Source organism: Erysipelatoclostridium sp. An15, from assembly GCF_002160675.1.
GTDB classification, from domain to species: domain Bacteria; phylum Bacillota_I; class Bacilli_A; order Erysipelotrichales; family Coprobacillaceae; genus Thomasclavelia; species Thomasclavelia merdavium.
The window spans coordinates 1-24,293 of sequence record NZ_NFLA01000043.1 but is presented as its reverse complement, the minus strand read 5'-3'; the positions used below and the strand labels follow the sequence as shown (position 1 = coordinate 24,293).

Annotated in this window: 24 protein-coding genes; 15 read left to right on the top strand and 9 right to left on the bottom strand. The window is 28.4% G+C overall.

Going from position 1 to position 24,293, the window contains the following annotated elements; all coding sequences use genetic code 11:
* Positions 1 to 106: 106 nt before the first annotated feature.
* Entirely contained in the window at positions 107 to 556 is a 450-nt protein-coding gene (locus B5E92_RS12010; protein ID WP_087302514.1) for a GAF domain-containing protein, read from the bottom strand.
* A gap of 100 nt (positions 557 to 656) precedes the next feature.
* Between B5E92_RS12010 and B5E92_RS12005 the strand changes: the two genes are divergently transcribed.
* Positions 657 to 1,163 (top strand): hypothetical protein, encoded by a 507-nt coding sequence (locus B5E92_RS12005; protein ID WP_087302512.1) that lies wholly within the window; start codon positions 657 to 659, stop codon positions 1,161 to 1,163.
* 45 nt (positions 1,164 to 1,208) lie between these two features.
* Here the strand turns inward: B5E92_RS12005 and B5E92_RS12000 are convergent, their stop codons facing one another.
* Both B5E92_RS12000 and B5E92_RS11995 read right to left on the bottom strand, forming a co-directional pair.
* Positions 1,209 to 2,522, bottom strand: coding sequence for an amidohydrolase (locus B5E92_RS12000; protein WP_087302510.1), 1,314 nt, complete (start codon positions 2,520 to 2,522; stop codon positions 1,209 to 1,211).
* 55 nt (positions 2,523 to 2,577) lie between these two features.
* A complete protein-coding gene (locus tag B5E92_RS11995; RefSeq protein WP_087302508.1) occupies positions 2,578 to 4,947 on the bottom strand; it encodes an HAD-IC family P-type ATPase in 2,370 nt (789 codons plus the stop codon).
* A 181-nt stretch (positions 4,948 to 5,128) separates the two neighbouring features.
* On the opposite strand from B5E92_RS11995, the gene B5E92_RS11990 reads away from it, so the two are divergent.
* Together B5E92_RS11990 and B5E92_RS11985 are read left to right on the top strand one after the other, a co-directional pair.
* Positions 5,129 to 6,466 (top strand): citrate synthase, encoded by a 1,338-nt coding sequence (locus B5E92_RS11990; protein WP_087302506.1) that lies wholly within the window; start codon positions 5,129 to 5,131, stop codon positions 6,464 to 6,466.
* 75 nt (positions 6,467 to 6,541) lie between these two features.
* On the top strand, positions 6,542 to 7,903 hold the full coding sequence (locus tag B5E92_RS11985; RefSeq protein ID WP_087302504.1) for a hypothetical protein: 1,362 nt from the start codon (positions 6,542 to 6,544) through the stop codon (positions 7,901 to 7,903).
* A 31-nt stretch (positions 7,904 to 7,934) separates the two neighbouring features.
* Here the strand turns inward: B5E92_RS11985 and B5E92_RS11980 are convergent, their stop codons facing one another.
* Complete coding sequence (locus B5E92_RS11980) at positions 7,935 to 8,999, bottom strand: branched-chain amino acid aminotransferase (RefSeq protein ID WP_087302502.1); 1,065 nt, start codon at positions 8,997 to 8,999, stop codon at positions 7,935 to 7,937.
* Positions 9,000 to 9,186: 187 nt separating this feature from the next.
* Here B5E92_RS11980 and B5E92_RS11975 point away from each other — a divergent pair, with 187 nt between their 5' ends.
* Complete coding sequence (locus tag B5E92_RS11975; protein ID WP_087302500.1) at positions 9,187 to 9,606, top strand: PTS sugar transporter subunit IIB; 420 nt, start codon at positions 9,187 to 9,189, stop codon at positions 9,604 to 9,606.
* A 19-nt stretch (positions 9,607 to 9,625) separates the two neighbouring features.
* On the opposite strand, the gene B5E92_RS11970 is transcribed toward B5E92_RS11975, so the two are convergent.
* Positions 9,626 to 10,150 (bottom strand): cysteine hydrolase family protein, encoded by a 525-nt coding sequence (locus B5E92_RS11970; RefSeq protein WP_087302498.1) that lies wholly within the window; start codon positions 10,148 to 10,150, stop codon positions 9,626 to 9,628.
* Between the two features lie 110 nt (positions 10,151 to 10,260).
* On the opposite strand from B5E92_RS11970, the gene B5E92_RS11965 reads away from it, so the two are divergent.
* The 7 genes from B5E92_RS11965 to B5E92_RS11935 all read left to right on the top strand — a co-directional run bounded on the left by B5E92_RS11965 (position 10,261) and on the right by B5E92_RS11935 (position 18,196).
* Positions 10,261 to 10,602 carry a metalloregulator ArsR/SmtB family transcription factor gene (locus tag B5E92_RS11965; RefSeq protein WP_087302496.1) on the top strand — a complete coding sequence of 114 codons (342 nt, stop codon included), beginning with the start codon at positions 10,261 to 10,263 and terminating at the stop codon, positions 10,600 to 10,602.
* Between the two features lie 12 nt (positions 10,603 to 10,614).
* Complete coding sequence (locus B5E92_RS11960) at positions 10,615 to 13,071, top strand: heavy metal translocating P-type ATPase (RefSeq protein WP_087302494.1); 2,457 nt, start codon at positions 10,615 to 10,617, stop codon at positions 13,069 to 13,071.
* A 177-nt stretch (positions 13,072 to 13,248) separates the two neighbouring features.
* Positions 13,249 to 13,890, top strand: coding sequence for a lactate utilization protein (locus B5E92_RS11955; RefSeq protein ID WP_087302492.1), 642 nt, complete (start codon positions 13,249 to 13,251; stop codon positions 13,888 to 13,890).
* A 1-nt stretch (position 13,891) separates the two neighbouring features.
* Positions 13,892 to 15,301 carry a 4-alpha-glucanotransferase gene (gene malQ, locus B5E92_RS11950; protein WP_087302490.1) on the top strand — a complete coding sequence of 470 codons (1,410 nt, stop codon included), beginning with the start codon at positions 13,892 to 13,894 and terminating at the stop codon, positions 15,299 to 15,301.
* A gap of 15 nt (positions 15,302 to 15,316) precedes the next feature.
* Positions 15,317 to 16,894, top strand: coding sequence for a WG repeat-containing protein (locus B5E92_RS11945; protein ID WP_087302488.1), 1,578 nt, complete (start codon positions 15,317 to 15,319; stop codon positions 16,892 to 16,894).
* A 16-nt stretch (positions 16,895 to 16,910) separates the two neighbouring features.
* On the top strand, positions 16,911 to 17,420 hold the full coding sequence (locus tag B5E92_RS11940) for a flavin reductase (protein ID WP_087302486.1): 510 nt from the start codon (positions 16,911 to 16,913) through the stop codon (positions 17,418 to 17,420).
* A gap of 80 nt (positions 17,421 to 17,500) precedes the next feature.
* Complete coding sequence (locus B5E92_RS11935; protein WP_087302484.1) at positions 17,501 to 18,196, top strand: DUF421 domain-containing protein; 696 nt, start codon at positions 17,501 to 17,503, stop codon at positions 18,194 to 18,196.
* A gap of 36 nt (positions 18,197 to 18,232) precedes the next feature.
* On the opposite strand, the gene B5E92_RS11930 is transcribed toward B5E92_RS11935, so the two are convergent.
* The 3 genes from B5E92_RS11930 to B5E92_RS11920 are packed head-to-tail and all read right to left on the bottom strand — an operon-like array spanning position 18,233 to position 20,794.
* Positions 18,233 to 19,003 (bottom strand): type III pantothenate kinase, encoded by a 771-nt coding sequence (locus B5E92_RS11930; RefSeq protein WP_087302482.1) that lies wholly within the window; start codon positions 19,001 to 19,003, stop codon positions 18,233 to 18,235.
* The gene (coaBC, locus tag B5E92_RS11925; protein ID WP_087302480.1) at positions 18,997 to 20,184 is read right to left on the bottom strand and encodes a bifunctional phosphopantothenoylcysteine decarboxylase/phosphopantothenate--cysteine ligase CoaBC; all 1,188 of its coding nucleotides are present in this window, start codon (positions 20,182 to 20,184) and stop codon (positions 18,997 to 18,999) included. The genes B5E92_RS11930 and coaBC overlap by 7 nt, the downstream gene beginning before the upstream one ends.
* Before the next feature lies 1 nt (position 20,185).
* A complete protein-coding gene (locus B5E92_RS11920; protein WP_087302478.1) occupies positions 20,186 to 20,794 on the bottom strand; it encodes an ECF transporter S component in 609 nt (202 codons plus the stop codon).
* Between the two features lie 203 nt (positions 20,795 to 20,997).
* On the opposite strand from B5E92_RS11920, the gene B5E92_RS11915 reads away from it, so the two are divergent.
* Positions 20,998 to 21,552 (top strand): DJ-1 family glyoxalase III, encoded by a 555-nt coding sequence (locus B5E92_RS11915; protein WP_087302476.1) that lies wholly within the window; start codon positions 20,998 to 21,000, stop codon positions 21,550 to 21,552.
* Positions 21,553 to 21,657: 105 nt separating this feature from the next.
* Here the strand turns inward: B5E92_RS11915 and B5E92_RS11910 are convergent, their stop codons facing one another.
* The gene (locus B5E92_RS11910; RefSeq protein WP_087302474.1) at positions 21,658 to 22,182 is read right to left on the bottom strand and encodes a hypothetical protein; all 525 of its coding nucleotides are present in this window, start codon (positions 22,180 to 22,182) and stop codon (positions 21,658 to 21,660) included.
* Positions 22,183 to 22,536: 354 nt separating this feature from the next.
* Between B5E92_RS11910 and B5E92_RS11905 the strand changes: the two genes are divergently transcribed.
* The 3 genes from B5E92_RS11905 (at position 22,537) to B5E92_RS16025 (ending at position 24,165) form a co-directional block, all read left to right on the top strand.
* Positions 22,537 to 23,076: a hypothetical protein gene (locus B5E92_RS11905; RefSeq protein WP_204245279.1), complete on the top strand. Its 540-nt coding sequence runs from the start codon at positions 22,537 to 22,539 to the stop codon at positions 23,074 to 23,076.
* A 529-nt stretch (positions 23,077 to 23,605) separates the two neighbouring features.
* Positions 23,606 to 23,857, top strand: a complete 252-nt coding sequence (locus B5E92_RS11900) for a tyrosine-type recombinase/integrase (protein ID WP_087302472.1) — start codon at positions 23,606 to 23,608, stop codon at positions 23,855 to 23,857.
* Between the two features lie 203 nt (positions 23,858 to 24,060).
* The gene (locus tag B5E92_RS16025; RefSeq protein ID WP_087302470.1) at positions 24,061 to 24,165 is read left to right on the top strand and encodes a tyrosine-type recombinase/integrase; all 105 of its coding nucleotides are present in this window, start codon (positions 24,061 to 24,063) and stop codon (positions 24,163 to 24,165) included.
* Positions 24,166 to 24,293 lie beyond the last annotated feature (128 nt).

The window sequence follows — 24,293 nt, the reverse complement described above, 5'->3', positions numbered from 1 at the left end:
AAAAATTAATTAAAAATAGCAAAAAAATTAAATTTTCCAAAAAATAATCTTCAAAACAAAAAAGAAGCTGTAACGCTTCATTAAAGGTTAAAAAAACCTCCTTTCGTTACAGCCCCTTTAATCGTTTTAGATGTTTAATAATAATTTGAATATATTTTTCTAGTAATAGCTGATCAGATTTGCTGAAACGATCAAAACTAGTAGAATCTAAATCTAATACACCATATAGTTCTTGGTCAATAATGATTGGTAAAACTATTTCACTATTTGTTGCACTATCACAAGCAATATGATCTTTAAAGTTATGAACGTTAGCTACTCGGTATACTTTTTGATCAGTTGCACAAGCACCACAGACACCACGATTTAATGGAATAATTGTACAGGCTGTTTTACCTTGAAATGGGCCTAAAATCAATTGACCATCTTGATATAAATAAAATCCTGCCCAAGATACATCATTTAATGTTTGATAAATAAAAGCAGCACTATTTGATAGTAATGATATTTCATATTTAATATTTTCTAATAAGCTATCTAATTGTTTTTCACGCATTTTAATCACCGTTTTATATTATACAACAATTTATGCAATTAGTGGTTAAAATATTTAATTTTGGTAAAAATATGATTAGATTAATAAAAGGAGAATTAAAATGAAACGATTTTTTAAATTATTATGTTGTATGACACTTTTATTTACTCTTTCATTTAGTTTATCAGGATGTTCTGAAAATCAAAGTAATGAAACAGATACAATGGAAGATACTGATAATACTAACGATGATGAATTAGCAAAAATTGATAGTAAAGTGGAAGAAAGATTTAATGGTGATTATGCTGTAAGTCAAGAAGATGTTAGTGAATCAGTTACTTACATTAATGAAAATATTGACAATATTAAAGATAAAGATGTTGCTAAAAATATTTATGAACATAGTTTATTTCTAGAAACAGCAGCAACTCAAGGTAATGTTGATGATTCTAATAAAATTAAAGAATTAGCTGTTAATTCTAAGGAATATGCTAAAAATGTCTATAATGCTAGTGATGATGAAGTAGATAATATTATTGAAGAAGGTAAAGAAAAATTTGATACTTTTAAAAATGACTTTAAAAATGGTGTTGACTCATTTGTAGATGAGTTTATGAAATTCTTTTAAAAATATAAAAGATAGAGTTTAGATAAAAGACTCTATCTTTTAGTTTTATTGATTTAATAAATAATAAGCAATAGTGCTATAAATCGTAGTACCCTTTAACAAGACCTCTTCATTAAAATCATAAGTAGTATTATGTGGGGCAGCAGCAAGATTAGTAGTAAGTTTCATATAGGTACCAATACCGCCATGAGCTTGTACGGTTGCCAGCATGTATGAAAAATCATCACTGCCATCAAGTGGGCTTAAATCATTTTTAGCCACTTTAATTTCTTTTAAATGATCTTTACATACCTGGCGAATAATATCCATCATTTTTTTATCACATTCTAAGGAATATGCTTTACCCATTTCTTTGATTTCAACAATTGTATCATGCATTAAAGCTGAACCATGTATAATATCACGGGCATATATTTCCATATAAGTATTCAGTTCTGTTGTTTCACCACGAACTTCAATCTCTAATTTAGCAGTTTCTGGGACAACATTACGACCGGTTCCAGCGTGAATAGTACCGACATTAACACGGGTACAACCATCACTGTTTCGAGGGATTGAATGTAAATTCAAAACACATGATGCAGCTGATAAAAGGGCATTTTTACCAAACTGTGGCATTCCAGCAGCATGAGAAGATACGCCATGATAAGTAACATCTAATTTAGTGGTAGCAAATGTTTCATTCATTCCTAAAAACAAATCAGTATCTTCATGTTCGTTTTCATATGTCCAGATATGACCGGCAAAAATGTAATCGACATCGTTTAAAATGCCACTTTCACATACACATTTAGCACCTCGAACTCCTTCTTCAGCTGGCTGGAAAATTAGTTTTAATGTTCCGTGTAAATTATCTTTTATTTCAGCTAAAATTTTTGCAACCGTTAATCCCATTGCTGCATGACCATCATGACCACAAGCATGCATTGCTCCTAAATTGCAAGAAACAAAGCCTTCTTTAGTTGGAATATGTTCACAAGAATCATCTTCAACTATACTTAAAGCATCAATATCAAAACGAATTGCTACAACAGGACCAGGACCATTTTCGATAATACCAGCGACAGCAGTAAAACCATCTTTAACTTTTTCTAAATAATAAGGATCAGCTCCTTGAGATAAAGCCCGTTTATAATTCATTGTTAAAACTCGTTTGCTAGGAATCCCCATTCTTCCTTCAGGACGCATGATTTCTTTACCTACTAAAACCTGATACCCCAAATCGTCAAGTTTTCTTGCAATAATTGAAGCTGTTCTTAGCTCAAGCCAGCCTCTTTCAGCATACTTATGAAAATCGCGTCTTGTTTCTACTGTTTCTAAGTAGTATTGTTTAGCAAGTTCTTTTATTTTGTCATACATAAACCCTTTCTCCTTTATTTTATTCTAACATTTTAATGAAAAAAGGTTAAGAATTTTACTCCTTAACCTTTGATATTTTGTTTAAATGATATCTTTGTAGTTTACGATATACATATTTTATAATGTTAACTAAATAACTTGATAATTCTACTAGCACAGGTGAAAAGGCCATTAATGCTAATAAAACAATCATCCAGTTAAAACTAATACTTGTTAGTTCTAAGATTTTTTGACCAATGATCAATGCTATGTAATAACAAAGCTGAGTAGTATAAATAATAATTTTACGATAAACTGTTAAAGGTCGATATACTTTTAATAGAGCAAGAGTATAGTTCCATCCTGTAAATAAAATACATATCGTCGATAGCATTTCTGCATTATAATTTAACGCTAAACCAATATTAGTAATTAAAGTTGAGCCTAAAGCTATTGTAAATGCTGAAGGGAAGGCGTTATTAAAGACTTTTTCTAAAAAGCTGCCTTCAACTCGAGCAAAATTAGCTTCGTAAGTTAAAAAGAACGTTGGTATTCCAACCCCGCAAGCACTAATTACAGAAAGCTGTGCTGGTTCGAAAGGGTAAGTCTGCCCAAAAATAATAGTAGTTATAGCCAGTAAAGTTGAAAAAATTGTTTTTATTAAAAACATAGAAGCTGACATTGAAATATTATTGATAACTCGACGTCCTTCATCAACGATATGCGGCATTGCATCAAAGTTATTATCTAATAATACAAGATTTGCTACATTCTTAGCAGCGTCACTACCTGAAGCCATTGCAATTGAACAATCTGCTTCTTTAAATGCTAAAACATCATTGATACCATCACCAGTCATCGCTACAGTATGACCTTGTTTTTTAAGTAAAATTACCATTTCTCTTTTTTGCTGTGGTGTAACCCGACCAAAAACAGAATATTTTTTTAATGCTTCTGACATTTCAGTCATATTTTTTATAGTTGAAGCGTCTTTATAATAGTCTGCTTTTTTTAATCCAGCTCGTTTAGCGATTGATGAAACTGTAATTGGATCATCTCCAGAGATAATTTTTAAGTCAACTCCTTGATCATAAAAATATGCAAGAGTTTCCTTGGCATCTTCCCTAATTATATCACTTAAAACTATGATACCAGTAGGGATTAGATCATCTGGTAATGACAAATCAGAAACGACTTGATCACTATGAGCTAAAGCTAAAATTCGATATCCTTGGCTAGCATAATCTTTACATTTTTCATCTAATATTTCATGACCACCAGGGAATAAAAATTGATATGCTCCGATATAATATGTTCCAATATTTTCAAATGAAGCACCACTGTATTTTCGATCAGAACTAAATGGGATTACAAAATAAGGTTTAAATGTATTTTGTGGTGGATAATGTTCTTTTAAAGCTTGAGATGTGACATTATCGTCATCTAACGAATACATTAAATTTCCAATTATTTCTTCAATACTTACATCATCAAATTTAATATCAAATTCAACTTTTATTTTACCTTCAGTAATAGTTCCGGTTTTATCTAAACATAAAACATCAACTCGAGCTAATGTTTCAATACAAAATAACTCTTGTACCAAAGTCTGTTGTTTAGCTAGCCTTAAAATACTGATAGTTAAAGCGACACTAGTCAATAAAACAAGTCCTTCAGGTATCATTCCAATAATAGCTGCAACGGTACTAACAACAGCATCATCGAATGGCTGATTAGCATATAAAAATTGTTTTAAAAATAGTAGGCCTCCAATTGGCAATATTACAATACTAATATATTTTAAAATTTTATTTAAACAACGATTTAATTCTGAATTATGTTTTTTTAATTTCTTTGCTTCTTTTGTAATTTGATTCATATAGCTATCTTCACCAACATGAGTCACTTTACAAATTCCTTGTCCTGAAGTAATGAAACTTCCAGAGAATAATTTATCACCATTTAATTTCAATACCGGATCAGATTCTCCAGTTAATAATGATTCATTAGTTTCCATATGACCATCAATTAAAACACAGTCAGCTGGAATTTGTAATCCTGTTGATAAAACAAGATAATCATCTAAAACAATCTGGTCAATACCAATTTTTTTTATCTCATTATCACGAATTACATCAACATGAGATGCTGTCAAAATTGATAGCCGGTCTAAAGTTCGTTTAGCTTTAATTTCCTGATAAATACCAGCAATAGTATTAATAATAATAATAAAAATAAATAAAGTGTCTTTATATGAACCAACAAAAACTATTAAAGCAAATAAACTGATGTTTAATATATTAAAAAATGTTATTGTATTGTTTAAAAATATTTCTTTATAGGATTTAGTAATTCGGTTATCAATCTCATTAATTTTACCTTCATTAATTCGTTGAGCAACTTCTTTACTACTTAATCCATGATATTCATGATTATTTATTTTCATATAATTCTCCTTTTTATTATTGTAGCTTAAAAAAATGAAATAAACAATAAGCACAATTATAATTTAGATTTATTTAGAATTATTTAAGAATAACTTAAAAAAATATTGTATACAATTATTGTATACAATTTCTGTAATAAGTGCTATAATAAACCTACTTATATTTTTAGGAGGTGTTTATATGAGTGTACTAGTTGATAGATTTATCGAAAAGGCTAGAGATGGGGATAATAACATCGATAATAACCTGTATACAAAATATGATGTAAAAAAAGGATTAAGAAATGAAGATGGTACCGGGGTTTTAGTTGGATTAACTAAAATTGCTGATGTAGTAGGTTATAAAAGGGAAAATAATAAAAAAATAGATTGTCGTGGTGAGTTATATTACCGAGGAATTGCTGTTTCTGACATAATTAATAAAAGAGAACCACATCAACGTTTTTTATTTGAAGAAACATGTTTTTTAATTATTTTTGGTTATTTACCAAACAAGGATGAATTAGAAACATTTAAAGCTGAATTATCTAAACGTTATGAATTACCTAAACATTATTTGGAATCTAAAATTTTAGGATTTCCTTCAAAAAACTTAATGAATAAATTACAGCAAGAAGTATTAATGCTTTATTCATATGATGATGATCCTGACAACACATCACCTAAAGAAACTATGTATAAAGGATTAAATCTGATTGCTAAAATACCATCGATTGTATGTTATGCTTATCGTAGTAAAGTTCATTATTTTGATAAACAGAGTCTATATATTCATCAAATACGACCAGATTATTCAATTGCTGAAAATATTTTGTATTTACTTAGAGATGATAAAAAGTTTACTACTAAAGAAGCTGAAGTTTTAGATATGTGTTTAGTTTTACATGCTGATCACGGTGGTGGAAATAACTCTACTTTTACAAATATTGTAATTAGTTCAACGGGAACTGATATTTATTCTAGTTTTGCTGGAGCAATTGGTTCATTAAAAGGACCACGCCATGGTGGTGCTAATCTTGCAGTTATGGATCAAATGCAAAAAGTTATTGATTGTATTGGTTTAGATGCAACCGATGAACAAATAAAACAAATTATTGAACAAATATTAGATAAGAATTTTAATGATAACAGTGGATTAATATATGGTATTGGTCATGCTGTATATACTTTAAGCGATCCTAGATGTGAAATTTTAAGACAACAATGTAAAGAATTAGCCAAGGAAAAGGGGAGAGAAGCTGAATTTAATTTCTATTATCGCTTTGAAAAAGCGGCAATTGCTGCAATTGAAATCAGAAAAAAAATTCATGTTTGTGCTAATGTCGATTTTTATAGTGGATTGATTTATGATATGTTATCAATACCAAGAGAGTTATATACGTTAATGTTTGTAGTAGGACGTTCAGTAGGATGGTTAGCTCATAATATTGAAAACAAATTATATGCCGATAAGATTATTCGTCCTGCAGCTAAATATGTAGGGGAAACTCATGAATATGTTCCTTTAAAAAATCGATAATTATTATTAAAGTAAGCAAGTATAATTTACTGCTTACTTTTAATTCGTTTATATAAAAAGAGGGGGTAAAAGAAAATGGAAAATTTTATCGAAAAGTATAAAATAAACTATGATAAAATTAACTTAAAAAATAGAATAATTAACTATTTATATTATATAGTTAATATAATAGTGCTTCTTGCTTGCATATCTATTAGAGAATATTTAATATACGTGCTTATTTTATCACTTATATGTTTTATTATATTCACACTTGTGCATACTAATATTTATTTAAACAGCCTTAGCAAATTATATTCAAGTTTAAAATTTGATTATGATAATTATCAGGAAACTCAGCAAATCTTAAATTCAATTTGCATGCAATTTCCTAAACATAAAGATCGTCAGATTCAATTAACACTATATTTAACTTCATTAGCATGTAATGAGTCGCCTGAAAAATTGATAGATGCCTTTTTAATTTATCAAAAAGAATTAAACAGTAATAATGCTAAAGTTATTTTAGAATTATTAAATATCTATTTTTATAAAGAATTCCCACTAAATACAAAAATAGAAACCAAAAAATTACAACGATTATTTTCAAATAATAATAAACCTGATAAAGTGATAAATAAAATAAAAGAAGCCTTTGATCAAAAAGACTATCAACAAATGCTAGATTTGTTAAAAGAAATTGATGATGTACATTTTTATGAATTTCGAGATTTTATCGAAGCAGTTACTAAATATCAAATTAATAAAGATAAACAGATCTTAGATAACTACGTAGAAAAAAAGCATGTTCCTATTTATAATACAGTGATTAAAATATTAGAACATGATGAAATTAAATATGATAAAAAATATATTGATCTTTATCAACAACTAACAAAAAATCAAGTACAATACAATCATATTCAATCTAAAAAAGTAAGAAAAACACTAATTATAGCAATTATTTATTTTGGAATTATTATTTTTATCTTTAATCAGGCTCTTTCATCTACGAGTCAAACATACAATTCAATGCAAGAATATGTTAATGAACAATACGATGACTTAGACCATGTAGAAACAATATTAGAATTTAATCAAAATGGCTGGCATATTGGTTTAGCACGTAGTAATCAAGACTTTGACAGTGACGGTTCTACAGCTGAAAAGATTGTCTCAATAATGCCAACTTATCATATTTTATCCATTTATGAAGAAGATGGCAAAATTATTGATAGTTATTCAAATAGTCAAACAATATTAACTGAAAGTTATATAATTGCTCGAGTAATGGATAATGAGGGAACGGTTATAGTCAGTTTTTCACCAGCTAAAATATTATATAAGGGGAAAGATATTTCAGTAGAAACGAAATCATATGTTGAAAATGATTTTACGGTTGGTTTTGTAAATGGTGAATTTAATGAATCATATTTAGAAATCGAATCTAGTCAATAAAAAAATAGCATCTGCAGATGCTATTTTTTATCTATTTAATATGACGTACCCAACCGTATTTGTCTTCTAGACGTCCCCATTGAATACCAGTTAAAGTGTCATATAATTTTTGTGTTAAATCACCAGTTTTAAAATCATTAATTACTACTTCTTCACCTTTATAATAAAGTTGACCAACTGGAGAAATTACAGCTGCTGTTCCAGTACCAAATGCTTCAGTTAAAGTACCTTTTCTACCAGCTTCCATTAATTCATCAATGCTTAATTCACGTTCTTCAACAGTATATCCCCAATCTTTTAAGATATGGATAATTGAATCACGAGTTACCCCTGGTAAAACAGATCCTTCCAATGGAGCAGTAATAACTTTTCCATCAATAACAAACATTACATTCATTGTTCCAACTTCTTCGACATATTTACGATGAACACCATCTAACCAAAGAACTTGAGTATATCCATGTGATTCAGCTTTAACTTGTGCAGCAATACTAGCAGCATAGTTACCACCACATTTTGTAAATCCAGTACCACCTTTTACAGCACGCACATATTCATCTTCAACCCAGATTTTAACTGGATTTACACCTTCAGGATAATAATTACCAACAGGTGATAAAATAATTACAAATGTATAAGTTTTAGCAGGGTGTACCCCAACACCAGCTTCACTTGCAAACATAAATGGACGAATATACAAAGAAGTGTCTTTTGCTGTTGGGATCCAATCTTGTTCATATTTTACAATTGCTTCAACAGCTTCAACAAACATATCTTCAGGTAATTCTGCCATACAAATACGTTTATTTGAATTAATCATTCTACGAGCATTCATTTCTGGTCTAAATAGTGTAATGTTTCCATCAGGATCACGATATGCTTTTAATCCTTCAAATGTTTCTTGAGCATAATGTAATACCATTGTAGCAGGATCCATTGGAATAGGTGCATATGGAACAATACGTGCATCATGCCATCCAATTCCATCAGTATAATCCATCATAAACATATGATCAGTAAAATAATTTCCAAATCCCAAATTATTTTGATCTGGTTTCTCTTTTAGAGTCGCAGCTCTTTCAATTTTGATTTCCATTATCAAAAACCCCCTTAATTTACTAATAGTATACTCTTATTTTATAGGCGATACAAGATAGAAATTAGCTAATCAAAGCATAATTGCATAAAAATATGCAAAATAATAATAAATTTTATTAATTATTGCTAGAAAAGTTAATATTAATTATAATATTTTTTATATCAATATAAGAAGGAGATTTATAATGCTTAAGATTTTGATTTGTTGTGGTGGGGGTTTTTCTTCAAGTTATGTAACAGAGAGAATGAAAAAGGAGATAGTTGAAAAAAATTTAGAAAATGAGGTAAATATTGAGTTTTATCCATTTGCTATTGTTGAAGATAAGTTATCAAATGTAGATATCATCATGTGCTGTCCGCATTTAAAAATATATGTTGAACAATTTATAGATAAAACAAATGTTGATATTCCAATCTATTTATTGCCACCCAAAATGTATGGTTTAATGAAATTAGAGGAAATTTTAACCGATGCTAAGGATGTTATAAAACTATATCAGAAAAATAAAACTAATCCCGTTCATTTTCCTAATGAAGAAAACTTACTAAGAATTACAAGGGGTAACGCTTATCGTCATTATTATAAAATTGATGGTGAACTATAATAAAAATGGCTGTTTAATATTAACAGCCAATAATATCGATTTGTAAATTCTTTAAAATATCTAGAGCTTTTTGCTGCAAGGTTTCATCATTGCTTGCAATTCCTTGATAATCAACAGTTATTTTAGCTTCTGGTAGTGCTGCTTTAACAATTATTGCATTAGAGATAACGCAAATATTAGAAACAACGCCCACTAATGTGATTTCTTGATAATCTTTATTTTTTAAATAATTACCTAATTCTAAAGAACCAAAAGTGTTTTTTAGAATTTTTTTATCATTTTTAGCCAAATCTCTAACTTTTCCATATAACTGCCAACCATCAGTATTTTCAACACAGTGAACAATTGGTAATTTTTGTCCTTCTTGAGTATCTAAATAATTTTCTTGATGAGTATCAAGAGTAAAAATAACATCATCGTTGTTTTCATGGTATGTATTAATTAAAGAAACTAAATGTTCTTCTAAATTAACCGCCTGGTCAAAACCTAAGCTGCCACTAACAAAATCATTTTGATAATCGATTACTATTAATAATTTTTTCATTTAATTCACCAGCCTTTTTTAATATTTTAACATCTGTAATTGACAATGTAAATATAACGATATATAATTATATTAACATATGAATAAATATTCATATAAAGAGGTGTGATATGGAAAAGATAGTTAATGAAGAAACAGTGGCAAGAGTAAGTAAAAAATTGCCACAAGAAGAAATATTATATGATGTTGCCGAGCTTTTTAAAGTCTTTGGTGATACTACTAGAGTTAGAATCATCTGTGCTTTGTTTGAGGCAGAAATGTGTGTTTATGATTTGGCTGCATGTTTAAATATGACTCAATCAGCAATATCTCATCAATTAAGAATTTTAAAACAGGCAAAATTAGTAAAATCAAGAAGAGATGGGCGTTTGATTTATTATTCACTTGATGATGAACATGTAAAACAGATATTTGATGCTGGATATAAACATATTATGCATTTAAATAAATAAGGGAGGATTTTTATGAAACTAAAGTATAGTTTGAAGGGTTTGGATTGTGCTCATTGTGCTCAAAAAATAGAAGATCAGCTTAATAAATTAGATTATGTCAATGAATGTAATATTGCTTTTGCAACTACGACGTTGTTTTTAGATGTTGATGAAAATAGTTTTGATGAAGAAAAGATCAAACAAGTTGTTTGTAGTATCGAACCAGATGTTGAATTAGTTAATCAAAATTCAACACACAACGAACATGATCACGAACACCATCACCATTCATGTGATTGTGACCATGATCATCATCACCATTCATGCGATTGCAATCATGAACACCACCATGATGAATGTGGTTGTGGATGTCATCACGACCATCATGATGAACATGTAGAAACAATGCACCATGGTGATTTAAAAAATGCTATCAATATTAATATTAATGGACTTGATTGCGCACATTGTGCAATGAAAGTTGAACAAGAGATTAATAAGATGGATGAAGTTGAAGATGCAATGATAATATTTTCAACTGAAACACTAAAAGTTAAGTTGAATAGGGAAATGAGTGATGATGAATTATTAAAACGTTTGAAAAATGTAATTGATAAAGTAGAAAGCGGAATTACTTTATCAATGAAAAAAGATATTAAAGTTATAGAAAAACCAAAACTATTTGTTTGTAAAGATCATGTGGAATTAATTATTGGAACAATAATTTATATAATTGGAATTATTTTAGGTGGTACAAAATATGATGTATTTATCTTTGGTATTGCTTATTTATTAATTGGTTATAAAGTTTTATTTAAAGCTTTAAAAAATATAAAAAGAGGTCAAATATTTGATGAAAACTTTTTAATGTGTATTGCAACAATCGGAGCTTTTTGTATCAGTGATTACAAAGAAGCAATAGCAGTAATGCTATTTTATTCAATTGGTGAAATTTTTCAGGCATATGCAGTTAATAAAACAAGAACTTCTATTAGTTCATTAATGGATATTAAAAGTGAATATGCTAATTTAGTAATTGACGATACAGTAAAACAAGTGGCTCCTGAAGAAGTTAAAATCAATGATATAATATTAGTAAAACCAGGAGAAAAAGTACCATTAGATGGTATTATAGTTAATGGTAATAGTAGCTTAGATACATCAAGTTTGACAGGAGAAACATTACCACGAAATGTAGATATTAATGATGAAGTTTTAGCTGGTGTTGTAAATTTAACAGGCGTTATTAAAATCAAGGTAACTCAAGCTTATGAAAATTCAACAGTATCTAAGATTTTAGATTTAGTTGAAAATGCTGCTAGTAAAAAAGCTCCAATCGAACAATTTATAACTAAGTTTGCTAGAGTATATACTCCAACAGTAGTTTTTCTAGCTGTTGCTTTAGCAGTAATTCCAATGTTGATATTTAAAGATGCAGTCTTTACTGACTGGTTATATCGAGCATTAACATTTTTAGTTGTTTCATGTCCTTGTGCTTTAGTCATTTCAATACCGTTAGGTTTATATGCCGGATTAGGAAAAGCTAGTAAAGTTGGGGCATTAATTAAAGGTGGCAATTACTTAGAACTATTAAAAGATATTGATACTATAGTATTTGATAAAACTGGAACTTTAACTGAAGGTAGCTTTGAAGTTGTCGAAGTCAATGGTTCTGATGATTTATTAATGATTGGTGCTTATGGTGAAAGAATGTCTAATCATCCAATTGCTAGAAGTATTGTTGAAAAATATGGTCAAGAAATTGATCAATCAAGAATTTCAGATTTTAAAGAAGTTGCTGGTAAAGGTATTGAGGTAAAGATTGATAATGATTTATATCATTTAGGAAATAAATCTTATATTGAAGATATGGGTTATCAAGTAACAAACCCAACAACAGTTGGAACAGTAGTTCATATAACTTGTAATGATGAGTATTTAGGAAATATTGTTGTTGCTGATAAGATCAAAGATACTGCTATTACTGGAATTAAACGATTGAAACAATCAGGAATAAAAGATACCGTTATGTTAACTGGTGATCGTAAAGAAGTAGCTGATGATATTGCTAGTAAAGTAGGTATTGATCGTGTTTATAGTGAATTACTACCACAAGATAAAGTAACAAAAGTTGAAGAATTGATCCAAGATAATAAAAAAACAGCATTCGTTGGTGATGGTATCAATGATGCACCAGTTTTAGCTCGAGCTGATTTAGGAATTGCCATGGGTGGTGTCGGTAGCGATGCTGCAATCGAAGCTGCTGATATTGTCTTAATGAACGATGATATTGATACCATTGGTGAAGCCATTGATATTTCCAAAAAAACAAATCTTATTTTAAAACAAAATGTAATTTTTACATTGGTTATCAAAATAGGAGTTTTACTTTTAACAATGTTTGGATTATCTAATATGTGGATGGGTGTATTTGCTGATGTTGGTGTAACATTGATTGCCATTTTAAATTCAATGCGAATTTTAAGATAAATATAAAGAATCCTTGAAATTAATCATTCAAGGATTTTTTTGTGCACATTATTCACAAGTTATTCCCATTGTGAACAACATGTGAATAATGTGTATAGATAAAAAAATTTAGTTTGTTGATTTTGTGCTAGCAAAATAATATAATTAATATTATACGATGGAAAGGAAATGGCTTTTATGGACAAAAATTTACAAACAATAATTAAAATTAAACAAGATGATATGATTAAAGCATTCGAAAAAAACAATATGCAAATCAATTTTGTTGACGATTTTGAACAATTACACAATTATTTGAGTCGTTACTTATGCAATAAAAAGACAGTAGCGCTAGGAGGTTCAATGACCCTATTTGAAACTGGTGTAATTGAACAAATTCATAATTCTGATGTAATTTTACATGATCGTTATCAAGAAGGATTAGATCGTGAACAAATGCAGGAAATTTACCGAAAAGCTTTTACTAGTGATTTATTTATTACTAGTACTAATGCATTAACTACTGATGGATGTTTATACAATATTGATGGAAACGGAAATCGTGTAGCAGCAATGATTTATGGTCCTAAAGAAGTAATTGTTATTGCGGGAAAAAATAAAATCTTTAATACTGAAGCAGAGGCCATTAATCATATAAAAACAGTTAGCGCACCAGCTAATGCAGTTAGATTAAATAAAAATACGCCATGCACTAAAAAAGGGGAATGTATGGATTGTTTATCACCAGATAGAATTTGTAGCAGTTTTGTAAAATTAGGTTATCAGGGAAATGTAGGCAGAATAAAAATTGTAATAGTTAATCAGGATTTAGGATATTAAAATGGAAACAGGTGTTTTATTTCCGTTATCTAGTTTTCCTTCAAATCACGGCATTGGTGATTTAGGAGAAAATGCCTATAAAGTTATTGACCTATTAGAAAAAAATGGAGCTGATTATTTACAAATTTTACCATTTCACCCCTCAACACAAGCTAACTCGCCTTATCGAGCTGTTAGTACTTATGCTGGAGATGAGATTTATATAAATTTAGATTATTTAGTTGCTGATGGTTTATTAGATTCAGTACCTGAATTCTATCCTGATGCAATAAAAGTCCCATATGATAAAGTACGTAAATTTAAAAGAACTTATTTATTAAAAGCATATGAAAATTTTAAATTTACTGAAGATTATTATAATTTTTTAAAAAAATGTCCTTGGGTTTTAGATTATGCGATTTTTTGTACTTTTGCCACAGTCAATAATAGTTACGACTGGGCTAGCTGGCCTGATGAATTTAAAAAATATCCTCAAGAACATCAAGTTAATTTAACTAAATATAGTAAAGAAATAGGTTATTATCAATTTGTACAATATATATTTTTCAATCAATGGTTTAAATTGAAAAAATATGCTAATGATAAAGGAATAAAAATAATTGGTGATATGCCTTTCTATGTTGACCATGGTTCTGTAGAAGTGTGGTTAGATAATAAATCATTTTTATTAGATGGTATTGGATATCCAACTAGTGTTGCTGGGGTGCCACCTGATTATTTTAGCCCTACAGGACAATATTGGGGTAATCCGATTTATGACTGGCAATATTTAGAGAAAAATGATTTTAGATTTTGGATTGAACGAATTGGCTGGGCTAGTGAAATTTTTGATATTACGCGTATTGATCACTTTAGAGCTTTTGATTCATATTGGGATATACCTGCTAGTGCTAAAACAGCGATGGAAGGTAAATGGCAATATGCACCTGGCTATGCACTTTTTGATAAAATATATGAAACTTTAGGTGATGTTGAATTAGTAGCTGAAGATTTAGGATATTTACGACCAGAGGTTATTGAATTAAAAGATCATTACCATTTAAAAGGAATGAAAGTTTTTCAATTTATGCTAAATAACGGTTATGATAATCTTGAAAACTCATTTTTCTATTCAGGAACACATGATAATGAAACAATCAAAGGCTGGATAAGTGGTTTAAATGAAGAAGATATTTATAAATTAAAAGCAATTGTCGATGATGATTTACCATTAAACGAAGCTATTTTAAAATTCTGTTTACAATCAGATGCTAGTGATGTCATTATTCCAATATGGGATTTACTAGAAGTCGACAATGATCAAAGATTTAATACACCTGGTGTGGTAAACGATACGAACTGGACTTATCGAGTTGCTAATATTGATGATGTAACAAAAGCAATGGAGTTATTTAAAAACTTATCTAAATAATAATCAGGTAATGTTATGAAATGTAAATATTGTGGTACAAAAAATGAAAGAAATGCGACATATTGTAGTCAATGTGGCAAGAAATTAGAAGTTGTTAAAAAATCTAAATCGAAAATAATCATTATTAGCACTATTACTGTAATTGCAATAATAATTGCTGCTATCTTTATTAATAAACAATTAGATACAAAACAAATTAATGATTTATTAGTACAAGGTAATCGTTATATTGAAGAAAAAGATTATAAAAAAGCCGAAGATACATATTTAGAAATTATTGAGATTGATGATAAGATTGTTGAACCGTATTTAAAACTAGCAGATGTATATACTTATCAAAATGATTATGATAAAGCTAAAGAGATACTAGAACAAGGTGAAGAAAAAGTTTCTGATGAAGATAAAGATAAATTAAATGATCGTCATGATGAAATTGATCACTATATTGATTTTAGCTGGGTAGTTGAGCCGGATATTGATGCTGATGATATTTATTATTTAAGAAGTTCATCGGTTGAAAATTATCTAAATACTACTAAAAAACAGATGTTAAAAAATTATGCAGTAATAAAAAAAGATGATCGTTATGGTTTAATTGACGATGATGGCAATGTTTTAGATGATATTGATTGTATTGAAGTTCTAGCGAATTTTAATGATATTTATATTGTAGAAACTGATGATAATTATTATGATAATAATTTTAACAATAGTAATTTCTTTGAGGTTGATAGGACAGTAACACCAATACCATTTTATGAATATTTACCTTCATTAAGTGAAATCTATTATTATAACGATGAATTAATACCTATTAATAATTATGGTCTTGATAGCGAATTGACGATCGAATCAGATTTACCATATCCAGTACAACAAGTCAATGATTTGCCAGAAGGTGATATCAGTGCCTGGCAACTAGAACAAGATGGTAAATATGCAATATTTGTAAATGATAAACAATTAACGGATTTTATTTATGAAGATGCTGGTAGCTTTTGTGATGGATTAATCGCAGTTAAAAAAGATGGAAAATGGGGTTATTTAAATGCCGAAGGTAAAGAAGTTATACCGATTGAATATGATGCTTCATGGAATCAGTTCGAGGTATATCCTAGAGAATCAATTAATAATTTTTCTGATTTTGCATATAGTGCTAGTGAAGGATTTGTTACTTTATTAAAAGATGATAAATGGCAATTAAATGATACTGATGGAAATATTGTTATTCCAGCGGGAATATTTGATAAAATTTTACCAGTATATAATGGTAAATGCTGGGTAGAACAGGATGGTAAATGGGGAATTATTAAAGTTGGTGAAGAAACTAACCAGGAACAAGAAAGATCCCCACAAGATTTATCATTAGATGAAATCTGTCAGCTAGTAATTAATCATTATATTAAAACAACAAACAGTGATGATTATGTTATTTTTGAAAATGAATGTGTTAAAGAAAATAATACTTATCAACTAGTTGTTCGTTATACTGGTGGCAATACAGCTAATGTTATGTATTCTACGGTCACTGTAGATTTAGAAACCGGGCAGGTAGAAGATAGTGTAGGTGATTCTTGGTATCTTTTTGAATAAGTAGGGAGGTTTTTAGATGAGTTATAAAAAAATTGATATTAATGAATTGAAATTAAATCCATTTGAAACAATTGGTAAAGACTGGTTATTAATCAGTGCTAAAAAGGGGGATCAAGTAAATACCATGACTGCTTCTTGGGGTGGTATTGGTGTTATCTGGAATAAAAATGTAATAACAGCTTATATTCGTCCACAACGTTATACTAGAGAATTTGTTGATGAATCAGATTATTTTACAATTACTTGTTTTAAAGGTTATAAAAAGGAATTAGGTGTCTTAGGATCAAAATCAGGACGTGATGGTGATAAAATCAAAGAAGTTGGTTTTGATATAGAAATGTTAAATAATCAGCCTACTTTTAAACAAGGAACAATGTGTTTTACTTGTAAAAAATTATATCGTGGAAAAATCGAACCTGAAGGATTTATTGACAAAGATTTAGATATTAAAAATTATCCAAATTATGATTACCATTATATTTATATTGGAGAAATTGAAGAAGTATATGTAAACGAAAAAGATTAATTCTTTTTCGTTTTAAATATTAACAATTTAATATCCTGTTTAATTAAAATAAAACTGTTAAAAATAAATGTGGTGATTAGATGCAAATAGTTGAATTTATTATTTTCCCACTATTATCATTAGCAGTTTTATTTATTATAACTAAATTAATGGGCTATCGGCAGGTTAGCCAATTAAATATGTATGATTATATCAATGGTATAACAATCGGTAGTATTGCAAGCGAACTGGCAATAGGAGAGTTTGATGATTTTTTACAGCCATTAATTGCAATGCTTATTTATGGCATTTTAATTATTTTATTATCGAAATTAACTAGAAATTCTTTAAAGATAAGAAAACTAATTGATGGACAGGCGGTTGTTTTATATGAAAATGATAAAATATATTATCAAGAATTAAAAAAAGCAAAATTAGATCTTGATGAGTTTTTAATGCAATGTCGAATTGCAGGATATTTTAAGTTAAAAGAATTAGCATTAGTGATTTTAGAAACTAATGGCCGGCTTAGTTTTTATCCAAAACAGCAATATCAACAAGTAACAGCAGAAGATTTAAATTTAAAAATAACACCAATAGAATTACCATCTTTATTAATTAAAGAAGGAAAAATAATTTATGAAAACTTAAACTTGATCAATCGAGATACCCAATGGTTAGAGCGTGAGTTAGTAGTACTAGGCGTAAAAATAAATGATGTTTTATTAATGTATCAAGAAGATAATAGTAACTTAATTATATATACAGTTAATGATATTGAAAGAAAATATATTTAAAAAGTTGTGGAAACCCACAACTTTTATGCTTTTTGATTATTTTTTTTTATACATATCATAAATTATTTTTAATCCTTTAAAAGTTAGATCAGGATCATAAATATCAATTAAATCAGTCTCATTAAAAATAATTCTACCTAGACCACCAGTTGAAACAACTTTTAAATTATCACCATATTCATTCTTTAATGCACAAATTATATTTTCAGTTAATCCAATATAACCATAAACAATACCAGCCTGCATACTAGATACAGTGTTTTTAGCAATAATATTTTTTGGCTTCTTGATTTCAATTTCTGGTAATTTAGCAGCTTGACTTGAAAGGGCATTGACACTAATTCCAATCCCCGGTGCCGTAGCTCCACCTAAAAAGTCGCCATGATCATTGATAATATCAAAAGTTGTTGCTGTTCCAAAATCAATCACTAAACATGGACCACCATAAATATAATAAGCACCCGCAGCATCAACCAAACGGTCAGCTCCTAATTCTTTTGGGTTATCGATTTTGATTCTAATTCCAGTTTTTATTCCCGGTCCAATAATAATTGGTTCTTTATTAAAATATTTTTTGATTGAATTTGTAAATGAGTACATGATTTTAGGTACAACTGAAGCAATTATAACATCTTGAATTTGTTCAACATCAATATTAGAAGCATTTAAAAAGCTTAACAGCATAAAACCATATTCATCAGAAGTTCTTTCTAATTTTGTTGTTAGACGGTAATTTCCAATAATTTCATCTCCATCAAATAGACCCATTGTAATATTTGTATTACCAATATCAATTACAACTAACATTTTTCTTCTCCTTTAATTTCTATTAATTTGTATAAGATTGTTTTAGCAACTTCATCTTTAGTCATTATATTTTTCTCTTCAATTTCATCTGCCGTAATCAAAGTAACTTTATTAGTATCACCTTTAAAACCAGCTCCTGATTCTTTAAGACTATTTGCAACTAATAAATCACAATTTTTTTTGATAAATTTATCTTTAGCGTTTTTTATCAAATTTTCGGTTTCCATTGCAAAACCACAAATAATTTGATTTGTTTTATGTTGACCTAAATAACTTAAAATATCATCATTTTTTACCAATTCTAAAACTAAGTTATCGTCTTTTTTCTTTATTTTATTTACTGCTGTTTCTTTAGGGCGATAATCACCAACTGCAGCTGCTTTGATAATAAAATCTTGATCATGATAGTTTTCTTTTACAGCTTCAAACATCTCTCTAGCTGATGTAATATTGATACTTTTAATACCATAAGGAACTTTTAGATTGGTAGGTCCAGCAATCAAAGTAACTCTTGCTCCTAATAAAAATGCTTGTTTAGCTAAAGCATAACCCATTTTTCCACTTGAATGATTAGTAATATATCTTACGGGATCAATCGCTTCTTGAGTAGGGCCAGCAGTTATTAAAACATATTTATTTTTTAATGGTTTAGGATTCATACAATATTCGATCATTGTAATAATATCTTGATAATCAGCTAATTTACCACGACCAACATCGCCACAAGCTAACAAACCATAGCCTGGTTCTACAAATTTGATGCCATAAGTCTTGCATCTTTCAATATTACGTTGATTTGCTAAGTTATCATACATATTTACATTCATTGCTGGAGCAATTAGCTTAGGACATGTTGCTGCCATAAATGTCGAAGTGACAATGTCATCACAAATACCATTAGCGATTTTTCCTATAATATTAGCAGTTGCTGGTACAATAACAAAACAATCAGCTTTTTTAGCATAGCTAATATGTTTAATTTGATAACCTTCTTCATCAAAATCATCAAGTAGTACCGGCTTATTAATTAAGGCTCCGATTGTTAAAGGGCTAATAAATTTAGTAGCATTATTAGTCATAATAACTTCAAGGTCATAATCTAATTTTTTTAATGCTCGTAATAAATCACAGACTTTGTAAGCAGCAATACTACCACTTACTCCAACAACAATAGTTTTCATTTTAACTTCCTCTCTTAGTATATGTTAATAGCGGCTTACATACAAATAAAGCAATAATTGTTCCAACTACTGCCTCTAAAATACCGCTAGTTGTTATAATTCCAATTAAATATGTAACAAGAAGATTAAAATCCTGACCAATTGCAATAGCATAACTTTGGCCAAAAATAAAATAAATTCCCCCTAAAACTAAAATGGTATTAACTAAAGAACCAGCTAATCCAGCAATAATTATACCAATATTGTTATTAATTTTAGCTTTTTGGAATTTTTCAAAAATAATTCCAGCAATATAACCAATCAAAACTCTAGGGACAATAGCAATAACTGCACTTAGGATATTTCCACTAATAAATGGTGAAAAAACAAAAGAAGTTATTGTTGGACTAATAGTATTATAAAATAGACTTGAAAGTCCAAAAACCAGTCCAATTAATGAACCACCTTTTTTACCTAGAGTAATTCCGGCAATAATAACTGGGATGTGTAATGTTGTTGCACGCAAAGGGCCAATTGGAATATATCCTAGAAAGGGAATAAATACTAGTAACATTTCAATGGCAATAAACATTGCATACAAGACAAGATTTTTAGTTTTTTTGTTTTTCATTTTTACCTCCACTACCGTTCATAAAGATACGGTGTTAAAATATATTAAACGTTATTTGTAATTAGATAATTAGTGTCAAGTCACTATTAAATATTTACTTAATAACAAAGTAATTATATTACTATCTATATAATAATTCAATAATTTAAATTGCTTATCAATTAGTATAAGTGGTAAAATACAAGTATAGGAGGTTTTATTAAATGAAAAAAGTTGCAGTATTATTTCATGATGGATTTGAAGAATTAGAAGCTTTAAGCGTAGTTGATATTATGCGTCGGGCTAATGTTGAATGTACAATGGTTGGAATGGATAAAGAAGTGGTTACAAGTTCACATCAAATTAAAATTTCAATGGATTGTGTTTATGATAATAACTTAGATGATTATGATATGATCGTTATACCAGGTGGTCTACCAGGGGCAACAAATTTACGCGATGATAATAGAGTTATTGAATTAGTAAAAAGATTTAATGAAAATAATAAATTCATTGGTGCTATCTGTGCTGGACCAATTGTATTACAAAAAGCTGATGTTATCGCAAATAAGACAGTAACTTGTTATCCAGGATTTGAAGATGAACTAACTAGTGCCAATTATCAAGAAGCTTTGGTACAAGTTGATGGTAATATTATTACTGGAAAAGGGCCGGCAGCAGCACTGGCTTTTGGCTATACATTATTAGAACAACTAGGGTATGATAGTGATGAATTAAAAGAGGGTATGCAATATAAATACTTAGAAAAAAATATTTAAATTTTACCTCTTTCTTTTATTAGAAATTTGGAGTATAATTACCAATGCAAAGAATGATAATTATAATGGCTAAATTTCAAAGAAAGATCTTTGCAAAGTACGATGTTATGTCGTACTTTTTTCTATTTTAGCTAAATTATATAATACTATAGCCGTAAAATATAACTCAATTATACTATTAATATTGCCAAACATCACAATCAACATTCCTAATATAAGTAATTGAGTTCGATATAAAGAAGTCATTTTTTGATATAAAGAAAAATCAAAATTCATCAAACGATTAATCAAAATAAAAATAATCAATAAAATAGTAATAGCGCCAAGCATCGATAAAATAATATGTAACGATGAAAATAAATCTTCACTATCAGGATGATATGGTAAAAAAGCCCCTACAAGCATAGTAATAAAACTAGTAGTAATTAAGATCCAATCTGATTTAGTAAAATATGTAAACTGCCGATATATTTTAACTACCTTATATAATAAAAATATCGAAATACAACTGACCCATAATAAATAATAAATACGTAAATCATTTTGATAAGATAAATAAGTAAAATTATTATAAGTCCATGATGTTTTTAAAGATAACAGTATGGTTATGATAAACAATAAGATATACATTTTTTTCCTCCAATAAAAACATTCTAATAAAAATAGAAAAAAAAGCAAATAATAATAGAAAAATTCTGCTTATTTCCTTGATATAGCAGCGTTTTTGAGAAAATTGATATCTTTTTATAAGTTGTTATAATTAGCTATATCATGAATACAAAAATGAGTTAAATTATCATAAAGGGGTTAATTAATGGGTTAAAATTCCTGGTCAATTTGATTGAATTATTTGCTTTATTACATACATATTATTATTAAAAATACATACATAAAATATAGAAATTTTAAAAAGAATTAATCACTGATATCACAAATTAAGAAATCATATTCAGGTTTCTTTTTTTCGAAATGAATCTTTTTTTGGTGAAGGTAACACAAGAACAACAGCAGTATTTTTTATTAAATATCTTAGAACACTTGGTTTTTTTTTCAACTAATGCTATCTTTGCTGAAAATTCCTGGTATTTTAGAAATGCACTAGTCCGTGCTAATTATACCAATTTGCAAAAAGGAATTCATGAAACAACTGAATACCTTGAAATTTTTCTCAGAAATCTACTTTTAAATGAGAAAAATGAACTACATAACCGAGATATGCATATAAGTGGATCTTTAAATACTGCAAAAGTAGATATTGAAAACACAGAAGTGGACATTCAAAACACAGAAGTAGATATTGAAAGTACACTTTTAGAAAAAAATTTATCTATTAAAACAGCTAATCATGTCCGTAAATTATTTGAAAAATTCGGGTATGATGAAGTTTTCGGTAGAAGTGCAGTAATGAAAGTCATTGACTTGAAGCAATCTGGTGCCTCTAAATTTCTTTCAAATTTAGTACAGAAAGATATTATAGAGCCAGTATCTGGTCATGGAAAAGGTAAGTATAAATTCAAAAAATAAGTAAAAAGATGAATATATCTTGTTAAATTGCAAATTAAACACAATAATAAAGTAAAAATCGCAAATTATTTTAGCAGGAAGATTGAATTATATGCCGTTTAAAACAGCATTTTGTTCAATCTTCTTTTTTGATTTATAAAAGTTAAAATAAGATTACCCAAATTGTTGTAGATAAGTGGTTACACTTTGCATCAATTAAAGTAATCTTTTTTGATATAATTCTTCCCTGTAAAGGAGTGAATTATATTAAATACAGCAGTCATTAAAATAAATAATTTAGATCAGGCTTTAATATTAAGCAGAGCCTATAAGGAAGGAGAAATTAAATTGAATGTTTCTAAACTTGCAAGAGAATTAAACTGTAGCCGAAAAACACTAAGCAGAAGGCCAAATGGTATCGCGCCTAAAAAAACAAGAAACAAAAAAATATTTAGATGATTATAAAGAGCTTATATACAAATATTTGTGTGATTAACAGAAAACACTTATTGGATATAGTAGAAAGATAAATGAATACTTTAGTAAGATAATGATAATTGCACTTAATACTGGTATGAGAATAGGTCAAATATTAGGTTTATCATTAGATGAATTAGACTTTAATAATGATCTAATTTATATAAAACATCAGGTTCAAAAATCTAATTATAATCATGAATATAATATGGATAAAGTTATTGTGATTTATAATAAAGCAGTTTACAATTTAGATACACCTAAATCGCAGTCATCAATGAGAATTGTTCCAATTAATAAAGATTGTAAAGAAGCACTTATGTAGCTACTTGATCATAAAAATTATGTATCCAGAGAAGGGAATATAAAACGTAAAAAAATAATATATCAAAATGATGAACTAATGAAAAAACTAATTATCACCTATAACGAAGTTCCAGTCAACACTAATGCTTTGGACCGTCATCTTAATAAAGTGATTGATAAAATTTTAAAGGATGATCTGATTTTAGAATAAAACATATAAGTATGCACGGTCTAAGACACAGTTTTGCAACCAGGTGCCTAGATAAGAATATTAATACTAGAGTCATCCAAAAATTACTAGGGCATAATACTGATCGGATAACTTAACTATATGCACACATTCCTGATACAAAAATTATTGAAGATTTTAAAGACTATTTTTAACAAAAAAAGAAATGGGTTAAAAAAATAAAAAATACCTTTTAAAACCATTGATATATTAGGAAATTTTAAAT

What these genes read in the sequence shown, in the direction of transcription:
- B5E92_RS12010 (WP_087302514.1), bottom strand. Translation starts at nt 556, where the DNA reads ATGCGTGAAAAACAATTAGATAGCTTATTAGAAAATATTAAATATGAA.
- B5E92_RS12005 (WP_087302512.1), top strand. Translation starts at nt 657, where the DNA reads ATGAAACGATTTTTTAAATTATTATGTTGTATGACACTTTTATTTACT.
- B5E92_RS12000 (WP_087302510.1), bottom strand. Translation starts at nt 2,522, where the DNA reads ATGTATGACAAAATAAAAGAACTTGCTAAACAATACTACTTAGAAACA.
- B5E92_RS11995 (WP_087302508.1), bottom strand. Translation starts at nt 4,947, where the DNA reads ATGAAAATAAATAATCATGAATATCATGGATTAAGTAGTAAAGAAGTT.
- B5E92_RS11990 (WP_087302506.1), top strand. Translation starts at nt 5,129, where the DNA reads ATGAGTGTACTAGTTGATAGATTTATCGAAAAGGCTAGAGATGGGGAT.
- B5E92_RS11985 (WP_087302504.1), top strand. Translation starts at nt 6,542, where the DNA reads ATGGAAAATTTTATCGAAAAGTATAAAATAAACTATGATAAAATTAAC.
- B5E92_RS11980 (WP_087302502.1), bottom strand. Translation starts at nt 8,999, where the DNA reads ATGGAAATCAAAATTGAAAGAGCTGCGACTCTAAAAGAGAAACCAGAT.
- B5E92_RS11975 (WP_087302500.1), top strand. Translation starts at nt 9,187, where the DNA reads ATGCTTAAGATTTTGATTTGTTGTGGTGGGGGTTTTTCTTCAAGTTAT.
- B5E92_RS11970 (WP_087302498.1), bottom strand. Translation starts at nt 10,150, where the DNA reads ATGAAAAAATTATTAATAGTAATCGATTATCAAAATGATTTTGTTAGT.
- B5E92_RS11965 (WP_087302496.1), top strand. Translation starts at nt 10,261, where the DNA reads ATGGAAAAGATAGTTAATGAAGAAACAGTGGCAAGAGTAAGTAAAAAA.
- B5E92_RS11960 (WP_087302494.1), top strand. Translation starts at nt 10,615, where the DNA reads ATGAAACTAAAGTATAGTTTGAAGGGTTTGGATTGTGCTCATTGTGCT.
- B5E92_RS11955 (WP_087302492.1), top strand. Translation starts at nt 13,249, where the DNA reads ATGGACAAAAATTTACAAACAATAATTAAAATTAAACAAGATGATATG.
- malQ (WP_087302490.1), top strand. Translation starts at nt 13,892, where the DNA reads ATGGAAACAGGTGTTTTATTTCCGTTATCTAGTTTTCCTTCAAATCAC.
- B5E92_RS11945 (WP_087302488.1), top strand. Translation starts at nt 15,317, where the DNA reads ATGAAATGTAAATATTGTGGTACAAAAAATGAAAGAAATGCGACATAT.
- B5E92_RS11940 (WP_087302486.1), top strand. Translation starts at nt 16,911, where the DNA reads ATGAGTTATAAAAAAATTGATATTAATGAATTGAAATTAAATCCATTT.
- B5E92_RS11935 (WP_087302484.1), top strand. Translation starts at nt 17,501, where the DNA reads ATGCAAATAGTTGAATTTATTATTTTCCCACTATTATCATTAGCAGTT.
- B5E92_RS11930 (WP_087302482.1), bottom strand. Translation starts at nt 19,003, where the DNA reads ATGTTAGTTGTAATTGATATTGGTAATACAAATATTACAATGGGTCTA.
- coaBC (WP_087302480.1), bottom strand. Translation starts at nt 20,184, where the DNA reads ATGAAAACTATTGTTGTTGGAGTAAGTGGTAGTATTGCTGCTTACAAA.
- B5E92_RS11920 (WP_087302478.1), bottom strand. Translation starts at nt 20,794, where the DNA reads ATGAAAAACAAAAAAACTAAAAATCTTGTCTTGTATGCAATGTTTATT.
- B5E92_RS11915 (WP_087302476.1), top strand. Translation starts at nt 20,998, where the DNA reads ATGAAAAAAGTTGCAGTATTATTTCATGATGGATTTGAAGAATTAGAA.
- B5E92_RS11910 (WP_087302474.1), bottom strand. Translation starts at nt 22,182, where the DNA reads ATGTATATCTTATTGTTTATCATAACCATACTGTTATCTTTAAAAACA.
- B5E92_RS11900 (WP_087302472.1), top strand. Translation starts at nt 23,606, where the DNA reads ATGATAATTGCACTTAATACTGGTATGAGAATAGGTCAAATATTAGGT.
- B5E92_RS16025 (WP_087302470.1), top strand. Translation starts at nt 24,061, where the DNA reads ATGCACGGTCTAAGACACAGTTTTGCAACCAGGTGCCTAGATAAGAAT.